The sequence below is a fragment of the Pseudozobellia thermophila genome, from assembly GCF_900141855.1.
In the GTDB taxonomy this organism is placed as follows: Bacteria; Bacteroidota; Bacteroidia; order Flavobacteriales; family Flavobacteriaceae; genus Pseudozobellia; species Pseudozobellia thermophila.
Window position 1 is genome coordinate 199,578 of record NZ_FQYU01000003.1, and the last position, 25,255, is coordinate 224,832.

Annotated in this window: 24 protein-coding genes; 16 read left to right on the forward strand and 8 right to left on the reverse strand. The window is 47.4% G+C overall.

The window, feature by feature from the left end:
- Position 1: 1 nt before the first annotated feature.
- A complete protein-coding gene (locus BUB37_RS10800) occupies positions 2-1,756 on the reverse strand; it encodes an ABC transporter ATP-binding protein (RefSeq protein WP_072993321.1) in 1,755 nt (584 codons plus the stop codon).
- 297 nt (positions 1,757-2,053) lie between these two features.
- On the opposite strand from BUB37_RS10800, the gene nusB reads away from it, so the two are divergent.
- The 4 genes from nusB to BUB37_RS10820 all read left to right on the forward strand — a co-directional run bounded on the left by nusB (position 2,054) and on the right by BUB37_RS10820 (position 5,387).
- Positions 2,054-3,001 carry a transcription antitermination factor NusB gene (gene nusB, locus BUB37_RS10805; RefSeq protein ID WP_072993323.1) on the forward strand — a complete coding sequence of 316 codons (948 nt, stop codon included), beginning with the start codon at positions 2,054-2,056 and terminating at the stop codon, positions 2,999-3,001.
- A 139-nt stretch (positions 3,002-3,140) separates the two neighbouring features.
- Positions 3,141-3,614, forward strand: a complete 474-nt coding sequence (locus BUB37_RS10810; RefSeq protein ID WP_072993326.1) for a DUF1573 domain-containing protein — start codon at positions 3,141-3,143, stop codon at positions 3,612-3,614.
- Positions 3,615-3,637: 23 nt separating this feature from the next.
- Positions 3,638-3,925 (forward strand): preprotein translocase subunit YajC, encoded by a 288-nt coding sequence (yajC, locus tag BUB37_RS10815; RefSeq protein ID WP_072993328.1) that lies wholly within the window; start codon positions 3,638-3,640, stop codon positions 3,923-3,925.
- A gap of 112 nt (positions 3,926-4,037) precedes the next feature.
- Positions 4,038-5,387 (forward strand): Gfo/Idh/MocA family protein, encoded by a 1,350-nt coding sequence (locus tag BUB37_RS10820; RefSeq protein ID WP_072993331.1) that lies wholly within the window; start codon positions 4,038-4,040, stop codon positions 5,385-5,387.
- A 59-nt stretch (positions 5,388-5,446) separates the two neighbouring features.
- On the opposite strand, the gene BUB37_RS10825 is transcribed toward BUB37_RS10820, so the two are convergent.
- Positions 5,447-6,046: a YdeI/OmpD-associated family protein gene (locus BUB37_RS10825; RefSeq protein WP_072993334.1), complete on the reverse strand. Its 600-nt coding sequence runs from the start codon at positions 6,044-6,046 to the stop codon at positions 5,447-5,449.
- A 26-nt stretch (positions 6,047-6,072) separates the two neighbouring features.
- Positions 6,073-7,311, reverse strand: coding sequence for a peptidase T (gene pepT, locus BUB37_RS10830; protein ID WP_072993337.1), 1,239 nt, complete (start codon positions 7,309-7,311; stop codon positions 6,073-6,075).
- 145 nt (positions 7,312-7,456) lie between these two features.
- Between pepT and BUB37_RS10835 the strand changes: the two genes are divergently transcribed.
- The 3 genes from BUB37_RS10835 (at position 7,457) to BUB37_RS10845 (ending at position 12,032) form a co-directional block, all read left to right on the forward strand.
- Positions 7,457-10,315, forward strand: a complete 2,859-nt coding sequence (locus BUB37_RS10835) for a TonB-dependent receptor (protein WP_072993340.1) — start codon at positions 7,457-7,459, stop codon at positions 10,313-10,315.
- 139 nt (positions 10,316-10,454) lie between these two features.
- The gene (locus BUB37_RS10840; RefSeq protein ID WP_072993343.1) at positions 10,455-10,889 is read left to right on the forward strand and encodes a hypothetical protein; all 435 of its coding nucleotides are present in this window, start codon (positions 10,455-10,457) and stop codon (positions 10,887-10,889) included.
- A 99-nt stretch (positions 10,890-10,988) separates the two neighbouring features.
- Positions 10,989-12,032: a quinone-dependent dihydroorotate dehydrogenase gene (locus tag BUB37_RS10845; protein ID WP_072993345.1), complete on the forward strand. Its 1,044-nt coding sequence runs from the start codon at positions 10,989-10,991 to the stop codon at positions 12,030-12,032.
- Positions 12,033-12,318: 286 nt separating this feature from the next.
- Here the strand turns inward: BUB37_RS10845 and BUB37_RS10850 are convergent, their stop codons facing one another.
- On the reverse strand, positions 12,319-12,732 hold the full coding sequence (locus tag BUB37_RS10850; protein ID WP_094766687.1) for a Dabb family protein: 414 nt from the start codon (positions 12,730-12,732) through the stop codon (positions 12,319-12,321).
- Between the two features lie 71 nt (positions 12,733-12,803).
- On the opposite strand from BUB37_RS10850, the gene BUB37_RS10855 reads away from it, so the two are divergent.
- The gene (locus BUB37_RS10855; protein ID WP_072993351.1) at positions 12,804-13,430 is read left to right on the forward strand and encodes a LysE family translocator; all 627 of its coding nucleotides are present in this window, start codon (positions 12,804-12,806) and stop codon (positions 13,428-13,430) included.
- Between the two features lie 28 nt (positions 13,431-13,458).
- Positions 13,459-14,325 (forward strand): hydroxymethylglutaryl-CoA lyase, encoded by an 867-nt coding sequence (locus BUB37_RS10860; protein WP_072993354.1) that lies wholly within the window; start codon positions 13,459-13,461, stop codon positions 14,323-14,325.
- 13 nt (positions 14,326-14,338) lie between these two features.
- Here BUB37_RS10860 and BUB37_RS10865 read toward each other — a convergent pair whose 3' ends face one another.
- Positions 14,339-14,728 (reverse strand): hypothetical protein, encoded by a 390-nt coding sequence (locus tag BUB37_RS10865; RefSeq protein WP_244526806.1) that lies wholly within the window; start codon positions 14,726-14,728, stop codon positions 14,339-14,341.
- A 176-nt stretch (positions 14,729-14,904) separates the two neighbouring features.
- Here BUB37_RS10865 and BUB37_RS10870 point away from each other — a divergent pair, with 176 nt between their 5' ends.
- The 4 genes from BUB37_RS10870 to guaB all read left to right on the forward strand — a co-directional run bounded on the left by BUB37_RS10870 (position 14,905) and on the right by guaB (position 19,132).
- Positions 14,905-15,243, forward strand: a complete 339-nt coding sequence (locus BUB37_RS10870) for a hypothetical protein (RefSeq protein ID WP_072993359.1) — start codon at positions 14,905-14,907, stop codon at positions 15,241-15,243.
- A 395-nt stretch (positions 15,244-15,638) separates the two neighbouring features.
- Positions 15,639-16,805 carry a PepSY-associated TM helix domain-containing protein gene (locus tag BUB37_RS10875; RefSeq protein ID WP_072993362.1) on the forward strand — a complete coding sequence of 389 codons (1,167 nt, stop codon included), beginning with the start codon at positions 15,639-15,641 and terminating at the stop codon, positions 16,803-16,805.
- A 123-nt stretch (positions 16,806-16,928) separates the two neighbouring features.
- A complete protein-coding gene (locus tag BUB37_RS10880; protein ID WP_072993364.1) occupies positions 16,929-17,177 on the forward strand; it encodes a hypothetical protein in 249 nt (82 codons plus the stop codon).
- A gap of 482 nt (positions 17,178-17,659) precedes the next feature.
- Positions 17,660-19,132, forward strand: a complete 1,473-nt coding sequence (gene guaB / locus BUB37_RS10885; protein ID WP_072994002.1) for an IMP dehydrogenase — start codon at positions 17,660-17,662, stop codon at positions 19,130-19,132.
- Positions 19,133-19,299: 167 nt separating this feature from the next.
- Here guaB and BUB37_RS10890 read toward each other — a convergent pair whose 3' ends face one another.
- Positions 19,300-19,818, reverse strand: a complete 519-nt coding sequence (locus BUB37_RS10890) for a thioredoxin family protein (RefSeq protein WP_072993367.1) — start codon at positions 19,816-19,818, stop codon at positions 19,300-19,302.
- Between the two features lie 67 nt (positions 19,819-19,885).
- Positions 19,886-21,127 (reverse strand): diaminopimelate decarboxylase, encoded by a 1,242-nt coding sequence (lysA, locus tag BUB37_RS10895; protein ID WP_072993370.1) that lies wholly within the window; start codon positions 21,125-21,127, stop codon positions 19,886-19,888.
- Positions 21,128-21,296: 169 nt separating this feature from the next.
- On the opposite strand from lysA, the gene BUB37_RS10900 reads away from it, so the two are divergent.
- The 3 genes from BUB37_RS10900 to BUB37_RS10910 all read left to right on the forward strand — a co-directional run bounded on the left by BUB37_RS10900 (position 21,297) and on the right by BUB37_RS10910 (position 23,914).
- Positions 21,297-21,935 carry an LON peptidase substrate-binding domain-containing protein gene (locus BUB37_RS10900; RefSeq protein ID WP_072993373.1) on the forward strand — a complete coding sequence of 213 codons (639 nt, stop codon included), beginning with the start codon at positions 21,297-21,299 and terminating at the stop codon, positions 21,933-21,935.
- Positions 21,936-22,121: 186 nt separating this feature from the next.
- Positions 22,122-23,315 (forward strand): ADP-forming succinate--CoA ligase subunit beta, encoded by a 1,194-nt coding sequence (sucC, locus tag BUB37_RS10905; RefSeq protein ID WP_072993376.1) that lies wholly within the window; start codon positions 22,122-22,124, stop codon positions 23,313-23,315.
- 257 nt (positions 23,316-23,572) lie between these two features.
- Positions 23,573-23,914 carry a hypothetical protein gene (locus BUB37_RS10910; RefSeq protein WP_072993379.1) on the forward strand — a complete coding sequence of 114 codons (342 nt, stop codon included), beginning with the start codon at positions 23,573-23,575 and terminating at the stop codon, positions 23,912-23,914.
- A gap of 75 nt (positions 23,915-23,989) precedes the next feature.
- Here the strand turns inward: BUB37_RS10910 and BUB37_RS10915 are convergent, their stop codons facing one another.
- On the reverse strand, positions 23,990-25,144 hold the full coding sequence (locus BUB37_RS10915) for an AEC family transporter (protein ID WP_072993382.1): 1,155 nt from the start codon (positions 25,142-25,144) through the stop codon (positions 23,990-23,992).
- Between the last annotated feature and the right edge of the window lie 111 nt (positions 25,145-25,255).

A 25,255-nucleotide genomic window follows, 5' to 3' on the forward strand; every position in this document is an offset into this window, starting at 1 on the left:
TCTAATTTTCTTTCTCAGAGAGTTGGGTAGCGTAAAGATTTTTGTAATAGCCGTTTTGGGCATTCAATTGTTCGTGGGTACCTTCTTGTAGAAGCCTGCCATCTTCAAGGACCAAAACCTTGTCGGCATTTTTGGCCGAAGAGACCCGATGGCTTACGATCAAGGTGGTCTTTTGTTGCGAAGCCTTTTTGAGGTTGTTGAGTATTTCTTCCTCGGTTTCGGTATCCACGGCCGATAGGCAGTCGTCGAACAGATAGATTTCGGGGTCTTTCAACAGGGCGCGGGCGATGGAGATCCGTTGCTTTTGGCCACCGCTCAAGGTAATGCCGCGTTCGCCCAAGACCGTGTCGTAGCCTTTGGAAAAGCCCTTGATGTTTTCGTGGACTACGGCATTCGTGGCCGCCTCTACCACTTCTTCGTCGGTAGCGTCTTCCTTGCCGAACTTGATGTTGTTCTTTATGGTGTCGGAAAACAAAAATGCATCTTGGGGGACCGCCCCTATCGCCTTGCGAAGGCTGTTGACGTTGAGTTCCTTGATGGGAACGTCGTCTATCAAAATCTCGCCGGAGCTTACGTCGTAAAGACGGGCCACCAAATCGAGTATCGTTGATTTTCCGGAGCCGGTCTTGCCCAGAATGGCAACCGTTTCACCGGCATTGATGGTAAACGATATGTTTTTCAGGGCCGTTATGTTGGTGTCTTCATAGGTAAAGCTCACGTTCTTGAACTCTATTTTTCCGACTATGGGGGTGTCTTTGTCGACACTGTTCCGTATGTCGGCACTTTCCTGTAAAAACTCATTGATGCGTTTTTGCGAGGCCTCGGCCCGTTGAACGATCGATGTCAGCCATCCGATAATGGCCACGGGCCAGGTGAGCATGTTCACATAGATGATGAATTCGGCAATTACGCCATACGATTCTATTTCGCCGTTCAGATACTGGCGGCCGCCGATATAGATGACAAAAATATTACTGACCCCGATAAGCAGGATCATTAGGGGAAAGAACCAGGCGTTGACCTTGGCCAGGGCCATACTCTTGTTCTTGCCCTCGATCGCCAATTGGGTCAGGTCGCTGTTGGTCTGGGGTTCGAGGGCATAGGCCTTTATGACCGAAACTCCCGAAAAAACCTCTTGGGTAAAGGTCGATAGGGTCGAGAGGTATTGCTGAACGACCGTACTGCGCTGGTGGATTACCTTGCTGATCTTATAAATGAGGACCGATAGGATGGGCAAGGGAATAAGGGTATAGGCCGCCAAGGTAGGGGCCGTCAGAAACATAATGGGTATGATACAGGCAAAAAGGGTGAGCGTATTGATGCCGTACATCAATGCGGGACCGGCATACATACGTACTTGGCTCACATCCTCGCTTATCCGGTTCATCAGGTCGCCGGTGCGGTTTCTCTTGTAGAAATTTAGGCTCAACAGTTGGTAATGGTCGAAAATTTCGTTCTTCAGGTCGTACTCGATATAGCGCGATACATTGATAATCGTCTGTCGCATCAAAAAGGTGAAGACACCCGATAAAAGGGCCGCGCCCACTATGATCAAGATATACTCCATCAACAGTTCCTTGGCCGTCGATTCGGCTATTTTGGAGGCCATAAAATCTTCGATGACCCCTATCGACTGTTTTACGTACGAGGGCATTACCAATTGAAGTATCCGGGCGACTATGGTGATGAATAGACCGATGACAAGTTTCCGCCAGTATTTTTTGAAATATTTGTTGAGGTGCTTGAGTTCCTTCATCTAAATGGGTTGGCTAATGCACAGGGCTGTTTCAGCAATGTGCCAAAGATAGGGCTTTGTACCAAAAGTGAATGTTATAAAATACATAAGGTATCCTATTAAACCGGCAATGGGGATGGGGGCTATACTTACGACCGATGAACAAAGGGGGGCAGGGAAGGGGAATCTTCGTACGCCACCTGGCCCATGGCCAAAAGTTTTCTTTTTTTAAGGAAGATATGCCCGTCGCTTTGTCCTTTTATTGTTATTTTTGCGGCGTGAAAGCCCATACTAACACCAATACAAAAGTTCTTTAACATGCTAACACGTAGGCACATCAGGGTAAAGGTAATGCAGTGTATATATGCCCTGACCCAGTCAAAAGACGATTCCTTGGAAAAGCAGGAGAAATTCTTGCGCTACAGCATCGATAGCATGTACACCCTTTATTTATTGATTTTAAGCTTGTTTATTGAACTCCATCAACGGGCTTCGGAACAGCTTACGCTCTCGTCAAAAAAATATTTGGCCTCCGACTCCGACCAATTTCCGGACCAGGAAAAATTCGTGAACAATAAGGTGCTGCTTCAAATCGCGAACAACGAGGCCCTGAAGGCGGAACTGAAAAAGCGAAAGTTGAATAACTGGTATTTGAACGATGAGTATGTCCGCTTGGTTTATAAGGATATGGTAGAAAGTCCCCAATATAAGTCCTATATGAAAGCCACTTCCCATGACTATGACGGGGACAGGGAGTTTATGATTACCTTGTTCAAGGATATTATCGCCCCCAACGAGAAAATCTACGATTATTTTGAAGACGACAAACTTACTTGGGTAGACGATTTTCCAATAGTCAACACCTTTATCCTTAAGCGCTTAAAAAAGGTAAAGGAAAGCCATCCGTCCAGTTTTTTCCTTCCGCGGTTGCTCAAGGACGACGACGATATGCAATTCGCCCAAAAACTCTTGGGTAAAACCTTGTTGAACGATGCCCAACTGACCAAGGAAATAGAGGGCAAGACCCCGAATTGGGACAAGGACCGTATTGCCGATATCGATGCCATATTGCTGAAGATGGCCATCTGCGAGCTTTTGAATTTTCCTTCCATACCCGAGAAGGTGACCATCAACGAGGCACTCGAAATAGCCAAGGAGTATTCAACCCCTAAAAGCAGCATTTTTATCAACGGTATATTGGATAAACTGGTCAAGGAGTATAAGGCTACCGGCAAGCTTAACAAAATTGGTAGGGGACTAATGTAATTTTTGGCCGAAATCGACGTTGGCATTAAATAAGTCGGAAAAACGTTTTCCCCAGTGTAAAACGTCTTTTCTTTGGCCGTATTGGCCAATGGGATATTAATTAATTCATTAATTTTGCAGGTAAAATAAAATTTCAACCATGAAAAAAGCACTTTTGACTTTAAGTGTATTTTCCATCTTGGCCTTTGTGTCATGTAAAGAAAATGCATCTAGCAAAGTAAAATCCGATAATGTAGCCGAGGCGGCCCAAAGGGACGAGGCCGGCAAACAGGTACCCGTTATGACCTTCGAAAAGGAAGAGCACGACTTTGGTACCATAGAACAGGGCACTCCACAAGAGACCATTTTCAAGTTTACCAATACCGGTAACGCTCCCTTGATCATAACCAGTGCCACAAGCTCATGTGGTTGTACGGTTCCCGACCCTCCAAAAGATCCCATCGCCCCGGGCGAAGAGGGAGAACTATTGGTCAAGTTCAACGGATCGGGCCAAAATCAGGTCACCAAGACCATTACCGTTAACGCCAATACCGAGAAAGGTTCTGAAATATTGCGTATAAAGGCTTTTGTAAATCCTAAAGGAGCCGCTCCCGTAGGGCCGGTATCCAAATAATAAAAGTTAAATAAGATAAAACTATGGGCGATATTGGCCAGTTTCTTCCGATGATATTGATTTTTGTGGTGGCGTATTTTTTTATGATACGCCCCCAAATGAAACGTCAGAAGGACGAAAAGAAATTCATAGCGGAATTAAAACGCGGAGATAGGGTAGTAACGAAAAGCGGACTTCATGGCAAGATAATGGACCTCAATGATAAGGATGCCACCTGCGTCTTGGAGACCATGGCCGGAAAATTGAAGTTTGACCGCTCCGCCATTTCCATGGAAATGAGCAAAAAACTCAATACTCCCGAAAAAAAATAAGCCCTATTCCGATAGGCGAAAAAAGCACCGCTAAAGTTAGCGGTGCTTTTTTTATGCCCCTGTTTTACTTGGGAAATCACTATCTTGTTGGTTCAACTTAAACGAGAAAGGAATGAACCATAATCGACGGAACTTTATTAAAAAAAGCTCGCTGGCATTGGCCGGATCGGGCGCGGCATTTTTATTTCCCATGGAGCTGCTTGCCAGCATCAGAAAGCGGGTGGGCGCGAACGATAGGATCAACGTAGGGCTCATCGGCTGCAAGGGAATGGGGTTCAGCGACCTCAGTTCGATGTTAAAACTCAGTGAAATAGATGTAATAGCCCTTTGCGATGTGGATGAAAACGTCCTTAAGGCCAGGACGGCCGATTTGGGGAAGGCCGGTATTAAAAGGCCAAAATGGTATCGCGATTACAGAAGGCTTCTTGAAAACCAGGACATAGATGTGGTCATTATCGGTACGCCTGACCATTGGCATTGCCTTCAGTTGACCGATGCCCTGCAGGCCGGGAAGGACGTTTATTGTGAAAAGCCGATCGCGAACTCGGTAGAGGAGGCCGATATTATGTTGAATTATGTCGGAGCGAGCGATCGCATGGTCCAAATAGGGCAGTGGCAGAGGAGCCAACCCCATTTCGTCGATGCCATAGATTATGTACATTCGGGTAAGTTGGGGCAGATCAGGCTGGCCAAGGCCTGGGCCTATCAGGGTTGGATGAAGCCTGTACCCGTGGTCCCCGATTCGGCGGTTCCGGAAGGGGTCGACTATAAAATGTGGCTGGGCCCGGCGCCCGAGAGGCCCTTTAACGCCAACCGCTTCCATTTCAACTTTAGGTGGTTTTGGGATTATGCAGGGGGATTGATGACGGATTGGGGCGTGCACTTGATCGATTACGCCCTTTACGGTATGAAGGCCTCCACGCCCAAGTCGGTCATGGCATTGGGGGGTAAGTTCGCCTATCCCGATGATGCCTCCGAAACCCCCGATACGCTCCAGACGGTTTACGAATATGACGGATTTTCAATCCTTTGGGAACACGCCACGGGAATCGACGGGGGCAATTACGGAAGAAACCACGGTATTGCCTTTATCGGCAATAACGGTACCTTGGTGGTCGATCGCAATGGATGGGAGGTAATTCCCGAGGAAGAGTTTCAAGGCTGGGGCAAGGAAGGCAAGCCCAAGTTGGAGGCGCTATCCAAGGGCAAGGGCAACGCTAGCGGACTCGATTTGCATACGGCCAATTTCATCGAAGCGGTAAAAAGTCGCGACGCCTCAAAACTCCATGCGCCGATCAAGGTGGGCTACGATGCCGCATTGGTATCGCATATGGGCAACGTTGCCTTTAAGACCGGGAATCGTATTTACTGGGACGGGGCTTCGAACAAATTCAAGCAAGAAGAGGCCAATCAATATTTAAGGGCCGACTATCGCAATGGTTGGAAATTGCCCATGTTGTAAATCCATTCTTAAAAGATCATAAAGCCCCCGATTTTCTGCGGTGAAAACAGGGGGCTCTTTTAGCGATAGGCATCGTTGAGCCCTTTTCCGGATAGAATCATCGGTGTTATTTTGACCAATCGCGCGCTTTGGGTGCCTGCCCTTTTGGCCTGGGCGATATATTCGGCATATTGCCTCCGCCTGTACGGCGTAAGACGGTCAAAGGCCACTTTTAGTTCTTGGTTTTTCGATAGTGCCTCCTTCAACGGCCCAGGTATGGGCAGGGCCATCGTCTTTTTTCTCTTTTCAGGGGCTGGCTTCATTCCTTTTTTTCCGTTTTCCACGGCTTCGTGCATATAGGCGGAGACCTCTTTGGCGTTTATTTCATCCGCGGAAAAAAACTTCCATTGGCGCATGGCCTTCGTTTTTCCTTCTTGTGCGTTTATGAGCCGGCCCTGCCTATCTTCTAGAAACACCCCGTTGAAGAACCATATGCAAAAGTGGTTCTTGAATTTACAAATGGCCAATATGTTACTGTTGTTAAGGGTGTAGGTAGGAAAGTTCCATTTAAAGGTTTCCCTTAGTTCCGTTTGTAAGGCCAATTTGCGAAGTATTGCTATGGCATGCTTAAACCGGTGTTCTTCATTATAGTACTTTGCGATCTTTTCGGTCTTCTCCATCACACCTAGGCTTGGTTTATAAATGATCAACGCCACTGGTAATTGCCGCTGGCCACCAATTCACAAATCTTTACGATGACCTCCACGGCTTTTTGCATGCTTTGCACGGGTACGTACTCGTACTTACCGTGAAAATTGTGTCCGCCGGCGAATATATTCGGACAGGGCAGGCCCATATAGCTCAATTGGGATCCGTCGGTTCCGCCGCGGATGGGCTTTATGATAGGGGTCACCCCTACGGCTTCCATGGCGTTTTTCGCTATCTCGACAATATGGAAAAGGGGTTCTACTTTTTCCCTCATGTTAAAATATTGGTCCTTGACCTCGATGGTGATGCAATCGCCATAAATACTGTTGAGTTGGGTGGCAATATCGCGGATCAACCGCTTTCTTTTTTCAAAGAGGTTTTTGTCGTGGTCTCGAATGATCAGTTCAAATTCGGCATGTTCGATTTCGCCCTTAAGATGGTGAACGTGAAAAAAACCTTCGCGGCCCTCGGTGTTTTGTGGGGTTTCTTCAGGAGGAAGGATGTTGATAAACTCCGTAGCGATACTTATGGCATTGACCATTTTGTTCTTGGCGTAGCCGGGGTGCACACTTTTTCCCTTAATACTGACCTTGGCACTTGCGGCGTTAAAGTTTTCGTATTCCAATTCACCGATCTGGCTGCCATCCATGGTATAGGCCCAATCGGCACCGAATTTCTTCACATCGAAAAGATGGGCCCCGCGACCAATTTCCTCGTCGGGGGTAAAGCCGACACGTATTTTTCCGTGTTTTATTTCCGGGTGGTCGATCAGGTATTCCATGGCCGTCACGATTTCGGCGATGCCCGCCTTGTCATCGGCCCCCAATAAGGTGGTGCCGTCCGTGGTGATCAGGGTTTGCCCTACATACTGCCTTAAGTCTTCAAAATAGTCGGGGGAAAGGACGATGTTGTCAAGGGCGTTGAGTACAATATCTTTTCCGTCATAGTTTTCTATGATCTGTGGATTGACATTGGCCCCTGAAAAATCGGGAGAAGTATCGAAGTGGGAGATAAATCCAACGGTCGGTACCTCTTTGTCGACCGTACTGGGCAGGGTCGCCATGATATAGGCGTTTTCGTCGATGGTGACCTCCTCCATACCTATTTCTTCGAGTTCCTCGGCCAACAAATCGGCTAAATACCACTGTTTTTCAGTACTCGGCGTAGTCTTGGAACGGGGGTCGCTCTGGGTGTCGATCTTTACATAACCAAGAAAACGGTTAATTATGTTCTGCATTGAAGGTGTTTTTGAAAATTAAAAGTACGAAATACTTGTGTATGCGCGCACGATTCGATATGTCTGATACTGACAGGTATATTTTCTTACAATTTTAGCAAAAATTTAACTATATTGCCTATATCATAACTTAAACAACAACTATATGAAAAATTTATTTTTAACATTTTACTTGCTCGTTTTGGGAGGCCTTGGTTTGGCCAGCGCCCAGATAACGGGGACTGTTTTGGATGAAGACGGGGCTCCTTTGCCAGGGGCTTCTGTAGTGGTCAAGGGTACGACCACCGGCTCTACGACAGATTTTGACGGTAACTTTTCCATCAATGCCGAGGTGGGCGATACCTTGGTGGTATCCTATATCGGCTTTGAATCGAAGGAGGTAGCGGCCGAGGGCGGGGAAATGCGCATAACGCTTACCTCGGGGGTAGCGCTGTCCGAAGTAATCATTGTCGGATCTCGTAACCCCAACCGAACGGCTACCGAGAGTACGGTGCCGGTCGATGTAATCGATATGAAGGAATTGAACAATGTGGCGCCACAGGTCAACCTTAACCAGATCTTGAATTATGTGGCCCCTTCCTTTACCTCAAATACCCAGACCATTTCCGATGGTACGGACCATATCGACCCGGCTTCGTTAAGGGGGTTGGGCCCCGATCAGGTATTGGTATTGATCAATGGCAAACGGCGGCATACCTCTTCCCTGATCAATGTAAACGGAACCTTTGGCCGTGGTAGCGTGGGTACCGATTTAAATGCCATTCCCGCCTCTGCGATCCAGCGCATCGAGGTGCTCCGCGACGGTGCGGCCGCACAATATGGTTCCGATGCCATCGCCGGGGTTATCAATATCGTTTTGAACAAGAGTGTGAACGAATTGAACGCTACGGTGACCACTGGGGCCAATTTTACCAAGAATGCCAATGACCAGACCGGTGGTGTCGATGGGGAAACCACCAATATAGCCGCCAGTTACGGGGTCGCCTTGGGCGAAAAAGGGGGCTTTTTGAACTTCTCGGGCGATTTTGACGTTCGTGAAGACTACAGTAGAATGAAGGAATGGGAAGGTGAGGTTTTCAACCAATACAATGTGGTGGAGCGCGTGGCCTTCAACGATGGTTACGACATTTCCAATTTATTGGACGATGATGTGTCCGATGTCATTCAATATGCCAACCAAGCGGGGATCGACTTGAACGGCGCGACTACCAAAGAGGAGCTTCAACCTATCTTGTCGGCCGATGCCACGGAATCGGAACTTGCCGCCAGAGACCAGGAACGCAGCGATTACAACATGCGCGTAGGACAATCGGCCTTGCGTGGCGGGCGTTTGTTCGCGAATTTTTCCTTGCCCTTGGACGACAACGGAACAGAGGTTTACTCTTTTGCCGGAATTAGCTCGCGAACGGGAAACTCGGCCGGATTTTACCGATTGCCCAACCAAAGCCGTACCTATACCCCGGCCTATATCAACGGCTTTTTGCCCGAGATCAATTCAAATATTAAGGACAAATCGTTATCAGTCGGGATTAAGGGAAAAATCAATGAGTGGGACGTAGATTTAAGCAATACCTACGGAAAAAACTCCTTTTTGTATACCATAGGCAATACCTTCAATGCCTCCATGCAAAATGCATCGCCCACACTTTTTGATGCCGGGGGCTTTTCCTTTGCCCAAAATACCTCGAACTTGGACGTAACCCGCTTTTTCGAAGACGTGATGTCGGGCCTGAACGTGGCCTTTGGTGCCGAGTACCGGGTCGAGAACTACGACATCATAGCCGGGGAAGAGGCCTCTTATGCACAGTATACGGCCGATGGGCAGCGCATTACCCTGGCAACCCAAGAACCGGCACAAGACTTTTTTGGAAACGCACGTCCTGGGGGGTCGCAGGTCTTTCCGGGCTTTAGTCCCAATAACGAGTTGTCGCGCGGAAGAAGCAGTGTTGCGGGCTATGTAGATGTAGAGGCCGATTTTTCGGAAAGGTTTTTGGCCAGTTTTGCCACCCGATTCGAAAATTACAGCGATTTTGGTTCTACCATAAACTTTAAGTTGGCCACCCGTTACAAGGTTTCCGATAATTTGAATCTTCGGGGTGCCGCCAATACGGGGTTTAGGGCTCCTTCTTTGCATCAGATCAACTTTAACTCCACATCGACTATTTTTGATCAGAACGGCGACCCTCAAGAGGTAGGTACCTTTGCCAATGACAGTCGTGCAGCCGAGCTTTTGGGCATACCCAAACTCAAGGAGGAGACTTCCAGTAGTGTCAGCTTGGGGCTAACGGCCAAGATTCCCGATGCCAATTTGACGATTACCGTCGATGGGTACTATGTAGAGATCAACGATAGGGTGGTCTATACGGGGCAATTTCAAGGGCCCGGTACGGGTACGGAATTGGACAATTTGTTGCGGCAGGCCAATGCCACGGCGGCTTCCTTCTTTGCCAATGCGATCAATACCGAATCGCGGGGGTTGGACGTGGTTATTACCCATAATACTTCCCTAGGGGATAAGTGGCGTTTGAAATCGGACTTGGCGGGGACTTTCTCCAAGACCAACCAGATTGGCGATATCAATGCGTCGGAGGTGTTGAGAAATGCCGATGAGGTAGATACCTATTTCCCCGAAGATAGCAGGGTGTACCTCGAAGAGGCCGTGCCCCGTACCAAGATCAACCTCTCCAATAGCCTGACCTCCGACAAACTTGTCTTCTTTTTGAGGAATGTGTATTTTGGCGAGGTAACCGAAGCGACCACCGTAGTGGCGAACCAACAGGTTTTCGGTACCAAACTGGTGACCGACCTGTCCATCGGTTACAAGGCTACCGATGCCTTGACCTTTACCATAGGGGCCAACAATCTTTTCGATATTTATCCCGATAGGGCCGAGGAACAATACAATAACCGCAGTGACGGCCGCTTCGACTGGTCGCGCAGGGCACAGCAGTTCGGTATCGGGGGCAGGTTCCTTTTTGCACGTCTGAACTTGTCGTTGAAATAAAATCACAACCATTAACTATCAGAAAGACCGCCTCCTTTGGTGGTCTTTTTGGTTTCTATCCGCCTACAAATATGGCGAGCACATAATTTTTGGCTAATATTGGTGTTTAATAAAGAGTACATCGCTAACAAGAAATAACATGTTTGGTAAAATCTTTTTTTGGGCATTGGTCTTATTCGGTACGTCCCTCGTTCGCGCACAGGAATGTTTTTTGGGAATAGGGGGCGACGACACCGAGATGATCGTAAGTACATTTCAATTGAACGAATCGCAAATAGCCACCATGGAAACCTTGCGCGGTGAGTTGGAGGTTGGTAGCAAGGGCATTGAAGACCAGATAACAAAACTGCTTGCCGAGCACCCGCAGAGCAAGGAAGAAGATTTGATCACCATGGGCGAAAAGTATAAGGCCCTGCAAGACCAACTAGTGCAATTGGCCCTACAGGCCGACAAAAAGCTCTTGGAGACCTTTAACGCAAGGCAGTACGAACGCTACCTCGAACTTTGCAACGAGGCCGTCCGAAGGCCTATTTTCGTAACTCCAATGGTTTACGAAAAAGAAACGAAGGATTAGGGTGCTGATGGCGGCCTACGGGCTTGCCCATAAAAAATAAGCGGTTCGGGCCAAAACATGGGTTTAGTTCGTATTTTTGCCCAAACCATAGTACACTTCATGTATAAAGCACTTATCCGACCCTTATTGTTTTTAATGGATGCCGAAAAGGCGCATCATTTTACCTTCTCCTTAATACGATTATTGTCCAACATCGGCTTGTCCCCCGTTTTCAGGGCTATCTATACTTGCGAGGACAAAGGTCTTGAAACAGAGGTGTTCGGGATAAAGTTTAAGAATCCCGTGGGCTTGGCGGCCGGCTTCGATAAGGATGCCAAGCTTTTTAACGAACTTTCCAATTTTGGTTTCGGTTTTATCGAAATCGGTACCCTTACACCAAAACCCCAACCGGGAAACCCCAAAAAGAGGTTGTTTCGGTTAAAACAAGACCAGGCCATCGTCAACCGTATGGGGTTTAACAACATGGGGGTGGCCGATGCGGTAGAACGCTTAAAAAAAACGCACAAAGTGCTTGTCGGGGGGAATATCGGAAAGAACAAGGTCACGCCCAACAAAGATGCCGTTTCGGATTACCTGATCTGCTTCAATGCCCTTTTCGATTATGTCGACTATTTTGTGGTGAACGTAAGTTCGCCGAATACGCCCGGCCTTAGGGAACTTCAGGACAAGGAGCCCTTGACCGCCCTCTTGCTCGAACTTAAAAAGGAGAATGCCGATTTAGCCTCGCGAAAGCAACAAAGGGAGAAACCTATTCTCTTAAAAATTGCACCCGACCTTACCGACGACCAATTGATGGATATTATCGCCATTGTGGCCGATACCAAGATCGATGGTGTCATTGCCACCAATACGACCATCGAACGCAGAAACTTAAGGTCGGAAGAAGCGCTTACCAAGGAAACAGGTGGATTGAGCGGAAGACCCTTGACCCAAAGAAGTACCGAGGTCATTCGGTTCTTGGCCGAAAAAAGCAATAAGGCCTTTCCGATAATCGGTGTTGGGGGAATACATTCGGAAGAGGATGCCCTTGAAAAACTGGAGGCAGGTGCAGACTTGGTCCAACTGTACACGGGGTTTATTTACGAAGGGCCCGCCTTGGTCAAAAGAATCAACAAGGCGATTTTGGCGAAACGTAACAATTGAATCCGGTCCGCGAACCAAGGCCTGCTCTCGGGCCTTAATCATCCTTTTTTTTGCTCATCTTATAGGCCAGCCAGACCAGGCCGACGACAAAATGAAGGATAATGATCCCGGCGACTATATATATCAACGTGTTGGAATTGCCTCTCATCTTACATCCGTACGGATTAACACCTGTAAAATTACGCCATGCGGCCGCACGGAAATATGATATTGGTCAATAGCCCCTTTTATGGGAAAACTTTATGGTAAAGCCTCGCCATTGCGCTTTTAAAATCCGGATAAGAATTTATCTGGTCCAATAATCGACCACTAGAACATCGTCTAGGTGGGGGCCTAGGATGGCTCCAAATGCCTTATGGTCGGGATGTGGCAAGTAGATGGCCCGATCGGCCTCACTCTTAAAGGTTAAAAAGAAGCAGTGGGTAAAACCCTTGTCGTGGCCCTCTGGGCTGTTGTTGAGTCCCCATTCGTACGATACAATTTGCGGAATCTTAGAAGGAAGTTCGCTAAAGGCTTTTTCAACTTTTTCAATATCTTCCTTTGAGGTGTTCGGTTTGAATTTGAAAAGCACTACGTGGCGTAGCAAGCTGTCTTGAGGCATAATTATTTCTTGGATTGAATTTTCGATAGTATGGGGTTCATTGGCAAAAACGCTGGTGCAGCACAGTGCTAGAACAAGGGCAAGGTTGATTGGCTTCATCATTTAATTTTTTTCTAAGATATGAAAAAGAATATTTACAAATGGGAAATTGTATTTTGTAAGTTTGGTCCATGAGTTACGATACCCTCTATGCTTTTGTACTGGCTACGTCGGCCCTTGCCGTTTTTCCCGGTCCCGATAACATTTATGTTTTAATGCAAAGCCTGGTCAACGGCGTAAAATACGGACTGGCCACTACGGCTGGTCTAATGGCGGGCTGTTTGGTGCATACCACTTTGTTGGCTTTCGGGGTTTCGGCGATCATCAAACAGAGCGATGCCTTGTTTTTGGGAATCAAGTTGCTTGGGGCGGCCTATCTTTTGTATTTGGCTTTCCAAGTGTACAAAAGTAGTTCATCGGTGGCACTTTCCGATGAAAATGTGCCCAAGAAAGAGGGGTGGGAATTGTTTCGCCAGGGTTTTATCATGAACGTGCTCAACCCTAAAGTGGCCATTTTTTTTCTGGCTTTCTTCCCAGGCTTTCTGTTTAGCCAAACCTTGGATACGGTTGTCCAGTTCTACATCTTGGGCGGGGTGTTCGTGATCGTATCTTCAGTGGTTTTTGGGGCAATTGCCCTTCTGTCGGGGTCTATTTCGAAGTATCTCAACAACAATTCGAAGATCGGGTTTTATTTAAAATGGCTGCAAATTTTGGTGTTTGTGGGTATTGCCCTCTATCTGTTGATATCCGATAAATAATGGTAATTTTGGGAAGGTAACAAGTGGTATGCAGAATAAGGTTAAGATCATAGAATGCCCTAGGGATGCCATGCAAGGCATCAAGGCCTTTATTCCCACCGGGGAGAAGGTAAAGTACATTCAGTCTTTGCTCAACTGTGGTTTCGATACCATTGATTTTGGCAGTTTTGTGTCGCCCAAGGCGATACCGCAAATGGTCGATACGGCCGAAGTGCTGTCGCGATTGGACCTATCCGGGTCGAAGAGCAAACTCTTGTCCATCGTGGCCAATGTACGCGGGGCCAAAGATGCCTGCAGGCATCCCGAAATCGATTATTTGGGCTATCCTTTTTCCATTTCCGAAAACTTTCAAATGCGGAATACGCATAAAACGATCGCCGAATCGGTGCTCATCCTAAAAGAAATATTGGAAAACGCCCGCGATAGTGGAAAAGAGGTGGTTACCTACATATCCATGGGGTTTGGGAACCCCTATGGCGATCCTTGGAACGTGGAAATTGTCGGTGAGTGGACCGAAAAACTGGCGGCCATGGGGGTCAAGATCCTGTCCCTGTCCGATACCGTGGGCACTTCGACGCCCGAAAACATCGATTATCTTTTTTCCAATCTAATACCAAAGTATCCCGAGATCGAGTTTGGCGCACACTTGCATACCACGCCAACCAAATGGCACGAAAAGGTCGACGCCGCATTTAAGGCCGGTTGTCGCAGGTTTGATGGGGCCGTGCAGGGGTTCGGGGGATGCCCCATGGCCAAGGACGAACTTACCGGTAACATGCCCACCGAAAAGATGTTGTCTTACTTTACCGCCGCCAAGGCCGATTCGGGCGTCAATTGGATGGTGTTTGAGGCCGCTTACAACAAGGCTACGGAGCTCTTTTCCGTTTATCATTAAGGCCTTTAGGAAATCAATCTTTAAACAACGAATCGATATAGTTGTCCAAGTTGAGTTGAAACAAGGTGCCTTCGACAAGGTCTTGGACATTCCCCAATTCTTCCGTGTTCATGGCGAAGGTAATTTGTGGAACGGGCGATTCTACGAGAATGGATCGGCACGTTTCCTTTTTGGGGCATGAACCGCACATTTGGTAGTGTTTTATACTTCTTCTTATGTTTTTGGAAAATTGAAGTAGTTCTTCCTTGGTTACAAATAGTCCCGTATCCCTGAAGACCAATTGGACTTTGTTGTGGTTGTGGCCATTGTCCCTTTTCCATTGAAAGGCCAATCCGAAACTATTGTTGTATATGAGGTCGATGTCGTTCATAAGGCGTCGCTGAAAGTTGTAAACCGGTTTCAAAAATAATATTTTTATTTAGATTGATTAAAAATAACATTATATATTTGCATAGGGTGTTGGATGTGATTCCAAACAAAAAAGCATATGGTTTTCATCGAGTTAGTTTGAGTTAGTTTGGCCGGTACCCCTTCTTGATTGGGTTACCGGCTTTTTTGTATAATCTTATCGCAAATTTTATGGAGCTTATATACGGAAACAATTACGGGGCATTTTACAAGGTATTCGAAGCCCCTAATGTCGACTGTACCTTGCAATTGGTGGTAGATACGGTGGGCATCTTTATGTCGGAATCCGATTTGTCCCATTTTTTGGGCATTATTCAAGATTCCGACAAGCCCTGCCTTTGCGCCTCATGCAATGGCGGAAAGTGCAATAAAATCTGGTGCACCAATCCTTTGGTGGATATCTGCCTTAAGGTCGACGATCATATATTGGCGGAAATGGAAGACTTGGTGAAGGGGACCCAATTTGTGCTGGGTATGGACGAGACCTTAAAAAAATATCGAATCAATTGATAAGACCGATACATCATTTCGGACGTAAAGGGGGTTACAGGCAAACACGGGCGGTAGCCATGGGGCTTCGCCAAGGTTTGGTCGCCTTAAGCGATCGGTCGGCAAGGGGTAGTCTGGCCGCTAACGCCCACGGCTTTTTTCGGAATCGGGGTTGCGACCAAGGTCTCCCTTTTTTACCGGGCAATTAAATAGCGTATCGCCCCAAAGCTGTGCCATGCATTGAACGAAACCGAACAGGAAAGGGTCAGGCCCCAATTTGCAAATGCAAGGGCCTTTTATGTCAATTTTAACGGGCGTTTTAGGTTTCGACCATTAATGCTTATATATGCAAACGACCTGGGAGGGATGATGGATAAGGATGCAAAAATAATCGGACCAAAAACGGAAAAATAACTATGATAAAAGGGGAATTCAGAAGGAAATTGTTGATGCTGCACCGCATTTTGGGTATAGCTACAGGTCTGGTGGTCTTTGTCGTGAGTATAACGGGGTGTTGTTGGGTCTTTAGGGACGAAATCGAAGCGTTGTACGTCGACTACGACAAAGTGGAACCCAGGGAGGAAGCTTTCATAACCCCTACCGAAGCGCGTAAGCTGGCCGAAACGGTCTTTCCCGATAAACATGTGCATGGGGTACTCTATGGTAAGCCCGATGAGGCCGTCGAGGTTATTTTCTATGAACCCGAACCCGAGTTTTACCAAAGTGTCTTTCTCGACCCCTATTCGGGTGAAAGGCTACATGTCAAGGACCATTTTAGCGGTTTTTTTGCCTTTGTCCTAAAGGGGCATGTGCGTCTTTGGTTGCCCCCTCGGATTGGGGAGCAGGTCGTTTCGATCTCCGTACTCCTGTTTATGTTCGTTCTGGTTTCCGGACTTATCCTATGGTGGCCGAAAAGGAAATCAAACCTAAAACAACGGCTTTCCTTCCAATGGAAGCCCGGTACGCGTTGGAAACGCAAGAACTTCGATTTGCATTCCATAGTGGGCTTCTACGTCTATAGCCTGGCCTTGGTTCTGGCCTTCACCGGATCGGTCATGGCTTTCAACTGGTTTTACTATGGGGTGTATAAGGCCGTCGGCGGAGAAAAACGGGCCGAGTTCTTTGTTCCGGATAACATCGCCTTGCCCGGGGAAGCGGCCGATAGCGTAATGCCGATCGATAGGCTGCTGCCCTTGTTGAGGAAGGATTCGCCCGATGCCCTGAGTTATGAGATCCATTATCCGGCGACGGATTCTGCCAGCATTTATGTAGAGGTGGCCTATAGTGAGGGACTGTACTACGACAACGACTACCGGTTTTTCGATCGGTACACGCTGGAAGAAATAGAGACCACGGGTATCTATGGTAAATACGGGGATGCCGGGTTTGCCGATAAGTTGATCCGCATGAATTACGATATCCATGTGGGCTCGATAGGAGGCATCGTGGGAAAAATAATTGCTTTTTTGGCCAGCCTCGTCATTGCCAGCCTTCCGGTAACCGGAACCTTACTGTGGTACGGGCGCAAGTATAAAAAACGCAGGAATAGCCCTAAGTGGGCCTCCAGGACCGTGGCTCCATAACAGGGACGGTCAGGGCGTAATCTTAAATAAATCTAAATATAAATAATTGATTTTCAATTATTTATATTGTTTCTAAAGGTAGCTTTCCCTAATTTGATATACGTTTAATCTAAAACAAGGATTATGTCTATACGATTGGGAAACAGCTGTGTCAACTGCGAGAATTTGGTTGAGAACCATATATGCAAGGTACATGGGGTTGAAGTAGGTACCAGTTATACCTGTGACAGCTTTGAAATGAAGGCCATGTTAAAGGATAAGGAGAACTGTGTTAGTTGTGTGAGGTACGAGACCAGCGACTGCGCCAATCCCCAAAAGGCCGCGCCGGGGATGTCTTGTGCACATTGGGCCCCGCAGGGCGCCAGTGCCTAGGAGCAGAAAGCGAATAACATGTAGATGACCGACTTTTTGTAGGTGTATCTCCGTACGGGGACCATCTTTTGCGTCTTTCCTCGGATGGCGTTGGCCATACATGGGAACGGGGTTACGGATGATGGGGAGGCCGGGCCTTCTATTTCTTTGGTCCAGTCCGGTGCTGGTTGATCCAGGCGGACCCTTTCCCGGGGCGAAGGTTGAGACCATACCGTATTGTTTTTCCGAGTTTTTGCAAGGGTCGACCCAGGTGCTGCAACAACGGCCTTTTTGACCATGGGTCTTCCGCTATTTCCCGTTTATTGCCCATGGGTAAATTAGGGGTAAAATCGGGCGATGGCTTTTGGGGAGTGTCGATCTCATTTGTCGTAATAACCCCGGTGCTTATGGCATTTTCTATCTATGTCAAAAGCCTGAAGCCGATTCTATCGGATAACCAATTTATTTCACTACATTTGCACGCAATTAAATCCTTAATTGCCATGCAAGCCCACCAAAACAAAATTCTAGGAGAAGGTCTAACTTATGACGACGTACTCTTGGTGCCGGCATACTCCGAAGTATTGCCCAGGGAAGTAAATATCCAATCCAGGTTTACACGAAACATCACCATTAACGTCCCCATTATTTCGGCGGCCATGGATACCGTCACCGAATCGCGTATGGCCATTGCCATGGCCCAAGAGGGGGGGATCGGTGTGTTGCACAAGAATATGACCATAGAGCAACAGGCCCTAAAGGTTCGTAAGGTGAAGAGGGCGGAGAGCGGAATGATCCTTGATCCCGTCACAATGCCCCTGAACTCCAAGGTAAGGGATGCCAAGGCGAACATGAAAGAGCACAGCATCGGGGGTATTCCGATCGTTGACGAAGAGGGCAAGCTGATAGGTATCGTGACCAATAGGGACCTGCGTTTCGAGAAAAACAACGACAGGCCCATTGCCGAGGTCATGACCTCTGAAAATTTAGTGACCGCGGGTGAGGGCACTTCGCTCTCGGAGGCCGAAGACATTCTGCAGGAACATAAGATAGAAAAGCTTCCGGTTGTGAACGCCGAGAATAAACTGGTGGGACTTATAACTTTTAGGGATATTACCAAGCTTACACAAAAACCGATAGCCAATAAGGACCAATACGGTAGGTTGCGCGTAGCGGCCGCTATCGGTGTAACGGGAGATGCCGTGGATCGGGCCGAGGCCTTGGTCAATGCCGGGGTCGATGCCGTAGTTATCGACACGGCGCATGGCCATACCAAGGGAGTTGTGAACGTATTGAAGGAAGTAAAGAAAAAATTCCCCGGTCTAGATGTCATCGTAGGAAACATTGCCACCGCCGAAGCGGCCAAGTATTTGGTAGAGGCGGGGGCCGATGCGGTGAAAGTAGGGATTGGCCCGGGATCCATCTGTACGACAAGGGTGGTGGCCGGTGTCGGTTTTCCCCAGTTTTCGGCCGTTCTCGAGGTTGCCGCGGCCATAAAGGGATCCGGTGTACCCGTCATAGCCGATGGAGGTATCCGATATACGGGCGACATTCCCAAGGCCATAGCCGCAGGGGCCGATACGGTAATGCTGGGGTCTTTGTTGGCAGGTACCAAGGAGTCTCCGGGCGAAACCATCATCTATGAAGGTAGAAAGTTCAAAAGCTATCGCGGAATGGGATCTGTAGAGGCCATGAAGCAAGGTAGTAAGGACCGTTATTTTCAGGATGTTGAGGACGATATTAAAAAATTGGTTCCAGAAGGCATCGTGGGCCGTGTACCCTACAAAGGAAACTTGTTTGAAAGTATCCATCAATTTATAGGTGGTTTACGGGCAGGTATGGGGTATTGTGGGGCCAAGGATATCGATACCCTTAAAGAAAATGGACGTTTTGTAAAAATAACGGCCAGCGGTATCAACGAAAGCCATCCCCACGATGTGACCATAACCAAGGAATCTCCGAACTATAGCCGATAATTCCTCTTAACGCCTTCTTGGCGATTACCTCGTTTAATAAAACCTGCGGTTCAGGAAAAGGGTGCGGAAGGAAGCCCGTCCAAGGTTTGCCGATTGCCCTTGGTCCTATGCCCTGTCGGTTGTAATGGCGTATTCGAAAAATTCCGTAGGGATGAACGGCAATCGAATTATTTGCTGTCCCCTGCATAGGTGGCCCAATCCTTTTCCTTGTATATGTCATCGCCGAAATACTTGGCAATGTTCAAAAAGGGTTCCGGTTTTTGATATCCCGGAACGGGCGAGAGCATATTCATTTCCTCATCGAGGAAAATAGTAGTAGGGTAACTCAAACGGCCTTGGAGGAGTGCCGCCGCGAACTCGTGGTAGCCCTTTCTGCCCGAAGGTACATATTTATAGGTCTTTCCCCTAAATTCAATGGGTTCCTTTCCCTCGCCGTCCAACTTGACCATATAGAAGTTTTCGGCCATGTAGGCAGCTACCTCCGGGTGTTGAAAGGTGTCTTTGTCCATTTTTTTGCACCATCCGCACCAGTCGGTGTACACATCTACAAAGATTTTCTTAGGGTTTTTTTCGGTCGCGGCCAGTTGGGCGGCCTCGTCCCAGGTCAGCCATTCGACTTCTTGGGCATTGGCCGAAAGGCCCGATAGCAAAAAAAAGATGGCCATATAAAAAAATGAAGCTTTCATGTGGTTCAGGGTTTTTGTTCGAATTGGTCGAACAAGTCTATCAAAGCTAACGAAAAATTATGGCTTTTTATTTTGCCGATACCTTTTCCTTTTTTGCCGAAAAAAGATCGTTTACATCAATTTGATGTTTGATCAAGTCGTCAAAAGTTTCCCTTTCCCTGATCAGAATGGCCTTTCCTTCGTGCCAGAGTACTTCCGCCGGCCTAAATCTGGAGTTGTAATTGCTCGCCATTTGAAAGCAATAGGCACCCGCGTTTTTAAAGCATAGGATATCGCCCTCGGAGATTTCGTTGATCCTGCGGTTACTGGCAAAGGTGTCCGTCTCGCAGATGTATCCTACGACCGAATAGTAGCGCTCCCGGCCTTCGGGGTTCGATATGTTCAGAATGCGGTGCATGGCACCGTAGAACATAGGTCGTATCAAGTGGTTGAAACCGGTGTCGACGCTGGCGAATACGGTAGAGGTGGTCTGCTTGACCACGTTTACCTTGGCCAAAAAATTACCTGCCTCGCTCACCAAAAACTTGCCGGGCTCAAAGGCCAAGGTCAATTCTTTGCCGTATTCCTTGCAAAATTCGTTGAAGCGCGAGCCCAGTTTTTTACCGAGTTCCTCCACGTTGGTCTCGATATCCCCCTCTTTATAGGGTACTTTAAACCCACTTCCGAAATCGATAAATTCTAGGTTCTTGAAATTCTTGGCGGTCTCGAACAGGATCTCGGATGCGTATAAAAACACATCGATATCCAGAATATCGCTGCCGGTGTGCATGTGTATACCGTTGATGTTCATCTTGGTCAATTCCACAATGCGCAGCAAATGGGGTATTTGATGAATGCTGATGCCGAATTTCGAATCGATATGCCCTACGGATATTTTTGAGTTTCCGCCGGCCATTACGTGGGGGTTGATACGAATACAAACCGGAATGTCGGGATGTTTGCTGCCGAACTGCTCCAAAATGGACAGGTTGTCGATGTTGATGCGCACCCCGAGCTTGGCCGCCTCCTCGATTTCCTCCAAAGACACCCCGTTCGGGGTAAAGATGATCGATTCGGGCTTAAACCCTGCCAACAGGCCCAATTGCACCTCTTGTATCGAAACGGTATCGAGACCGCTGCCCAAGCTGTTCATCAACCGGAGTATGGCAAGGTTTGACAGGGCCTTTGCCGCATAGTTAAGCTTTAACTTGGGTACGCTGCTAAAGGCTTTGGTGAGGCGTGTAAACTGGGAAATTATTTTTTCAGAATCATAAACGTATACGGGGTCTCCAAAAGTTTTTGCTATCTTAAGCAAATCGGCATTGTTCATAGTGCTTTCCGGTTTTCGGCAAAGCTAACGTCTTCTTTCGATATGCACAAGAAAACCACTATAGCTTTTAAAAATAAAACAAAATGTTATATTTGAAACATCGTAGTTTTGCTCCTTTTGTTTGTCTGAGGTCGATTTGCGTTGTATTTTTAGATCAAAATCAAGCAAGATGAAGTTGCCCTTTTTTCCATTGCAATCCATATTTTTTCCAGGAGAGACCGTGCCGCTCCATATCTTTGAGGAACGCTATAAGCAGTTGATCAAAGATTGTAGGGACGAAGCCGTGACCTTTGGCATTCCGGTTTATATAAACGATACCATGGTCTACGGCACGGAGGTCCAATTGGTGGAAATAGTGAACACCTACGAAGACGGCGAGATGGACGTCACCTGCGTGGCCCGACAGGTGTTTCGCATTATCAGTTTCAATAGGAATATGGGTGGCAAACTCTATGCCGGGGGCGAGGTCGAGTTTTTGGATAATATCAACGATGGCGACGTCAAACTGAAACAAGAGGTGTTAGATCGCCTGCACGAACTTTATGAGTTGATGGACGTGCCGTTTACACCCTTGCCCGTGGAGAAATTCAACAGTTATGTTTTGGCACATAAAATGGGACTGTCGTTTGAGCAGGAATACCAATTGCTCCAAATGGCCAAGGAGAGTGAGCGTCTAAGCTTTATCAAACGCCATCTTTTGAACACCATTGCCGTTCTCTCTGAGGTGGACAGGACCAAGAAAACCATTAAAATGAACGGCGACTTTCGAAATTTCGATCCCTTGGATTTCAAGGATTTTACGGTGTGATTGCCTCTTGCGCTGCCGGATAGGGGGCGGAGCCTTGTAGGGAGGGGCATAGGGTCGATTCGTCTTGGCCAAAGCCTTGCTCGAAACCTTTCCCCTTGGTTTTTTTTTGAATTTGAGGCTTCTAAATTGGAAAATCAACGTACAGTTGCCTATTTTTGCTGCTGAACCTAAATACACCTTTAATATATGAATCTTCACGAGTACCAAGGAAAGGAAATTTTGGCCAGTTTTGGAGTGCGCATTCAGCGTGGAATTGTAGCCCACAATGCAAAGGAAGCAGTGGAGGCCGCTAAACAGTTAACCGCAGAGACCGGCACGGGATGGCATGTTATCAAGGCCCAAGTACACGCAGGGGGCAGAGGTAAGGGCGGCGGCGTAAAGTTGGCCAAAAACCTAAAGGAGGTAGAAGAGTTGGCGGGCAGTATCATCGGTATGCAACTGGTCACGCCACAAACTTCGGCCGAGGGTAAAAAGGTACATAAGGTGCTTGTGGCCGAAGATGTGTATTACCCGGGAGATAGCGAAACGAGCGAATTTTATATGTCCGTTCTCCTCAACAGGGGAACAGGGCGAAATATGATCATGTATTCTACCGAAGGAGGTATGGATATCGAAGAGGTGGCCGAAAAGACCCCGCATCTTATCTTTACCGAGGAAATCGACCCTGCTACGGGCCTATTGCCCTTTCAGGCTCGAAAAATTGCCTTTAACCTAGGTTTGTCGGGTACCGCCTTCAAGGAAATGACGAAATTCGTTATGTCCCTATACAAGGCTTATGTAGAGAGCGATTCGAGCATGTTCGAGATCAATCCGGTGCTAAAGACTTCCGACGACAAGATCATGGCCGTCGATGCCAAGGTGTCTATCGACGACAATGCCTTGTTCAGAAGAAAGCAATATGCCGAAATGCGCGATTTGCGCGAAGAAAACCCCATTGAGGTAGAAGCCCGTGAAGTGGGCCTTAATTACGTTGACCTCGATGGCAATGTTGGGTGTATGGTCAACGGTGCAGGCTTGGCCATGGCGACGATGGACCTTATCAAGATGGCCGGGGGAGAACCTGCCAACTTTTTGGATGTCGGTGGAACGGCAGATGCCAAAAGGGTAGAGGAAGCGTTCAGGATCATTCTTAAAGATCCGGCGGTAAAGGCTATCCTGATCAACATATTCGGAGGTATCGTACGTTGCGACCGCGTGGCGCAGGGCGTAGTCGATGCCTATAAGAATATGGGAGATGCGATCAAAGTGCCGATCATCGTACGCCTACAGGGTACTAATGCCGAATTGGCCAAGGAAATTATCGATAATTCCGGCTTGGCCGTACATTCAGCGGTACAGTTTCAGGAAGCCGCCGATAAGGTCAAGGAAGTATTGGCCTAGTTCGGTTCGATATAAAAAAAGAAGGGCATTCCATTTTTGGATGCCTTTTTTTATGCCCTGTCCGAAAATGGATGCCTAACGCGAAAACGTTTTAGTAGATACGGGGTGAAAATCTGCATTTTCGTTAGATTTTGACTATTAATTTAATTATTACCATTATAAGGTGTTAAATTTTGGTAAATACATAATTTGAAAGCCTTAAATTGTGTTATCTTTAAGGAAAAATTAGTCAGATAATAGTTTAAATAACCCTTACGATGAAAAAGATTATATTCATGTTGATTGCGACGGTGGCCTTTAACTCCGGTTACCTTATGGCTGCCGATTCAGAATGGAACTATCCCGGTCCTTCCAAGGCGGTAGCGACACAGGTCTACAAAATGTTGGAGGTGCCGAGCATACCGGATGAAATTCGAGGCCATAGGGCCGAGGTCAGGCTTGCGGTCGATAGGGGTAATTATTTGCGAATTCTTACCATCGAGACGGATAGCAAGCCCTTGGAGGATTTTATACGTAAGAACGTCGATTTTCAAAGATTGGCGAAAGGGACGTATGAGCAAGGTGTGGTCTATAGGATACCAGTTGAGGTAAAACAATAACCCCTCCCTGATAGTGGAAGTAAAAAAAACCTCTGAATTTTTCAGAGGTTTTTCTATTTCCATTTGTATCAGGGTTTAACTTTCCTCTCCCGTCTGCGGACCCGTATTGAGTCCGACATACTTTCCGTAGGCCGCCGGATCCAATTCGCCTTCCTTGGTTTTCTTCAACTTGGCCGAGATAAGGGGGATCAACGATATCCCTATCATAAAAATGCCTGATGCCAATATGACCATTGGGTTGACGAAAAACTCGCTGAACGAGAATACGGTAATGATCAATAAGGTGGAGAACGGCAAGGAAAAGGCCAGGATGTTTACTGCGAAATTAATGTCGAAAGTGGGCCTTTTTTGTCCGTCGTTTTCTTCCAGGGAGCTGACCGCGCTCATATGGGCGAACGGCCAAAAACTACAGGAACTTTGGGGAAAAACCACCAATAAGAGGATCAAGGAAGGGGCCAAGGACGGAAAAAGAAAGGCGAACAGGGCCGAAAGACAAAAGGTGATACCGGCCCTGCGGGCCAGCAACGATAGGATAAGGCCGAATTCTCCCGATTTGATGCGTACCGCCATACCGATAAAAAGCAATACCAGGGGCGTCATCAATATTTTGAGTTTCTGAATGGTGTTTTGAAGAAAAACAGGGATCGAATCCATGTTCCAGCCAAGGGCCAATAACAGCAAACCCACGATAATGACCATGTTGATAGGTTCTTTTAACAGGGCTAGGGCCAAGCTTTTTAATTTGCTTGAGGTAGAGGCCTTTAAATCCTTTAAGGATCGCATATGGTACCAATGCATGGCCAGCATATAGAGAAGGATAAGGCCGAATATCTTGTTGCCGACATCGGCCAATGCGGCCAGGGCAAGGGAGTCGTCCCCTAGGTAGACGACGATAAAAGGAAAGCAAGAAAGACCGGGGGCCAAAGAGGGAAGCAACATCATAATGGTCCTCCTTTTCGATTTTTCTTCCTTGGGCAAGGATGCTCCCAGGAGGTATTTTGATGCGAGCAACATGACAAGGTTGAAAGTGAGCGCCAATAGGGGAAATATCAAGAGTGAACTTTCAAGCTTGATCTTCAATAGGGCGACGAATATGACGGCCGGAAGGGCCACACTTAAAATTATAGTTTTTACGCCCTTAAGATCTTGTTTGGCGACCTTTTTTTGAAGCAGCAGGCCAAGACCGATGATCAGCACAAGTTCCAAAGTGTTTTGAAGTGCGAAGTTCATATAGTATCTGAATTTTGTTGTTTACAAGTGATTTCGGATGAGGGAAGGGTCTTAAACCCATACAGGGCCGGGTTTTAACATGTCAAGGCATTTTCACGTAAATCCGGCCCA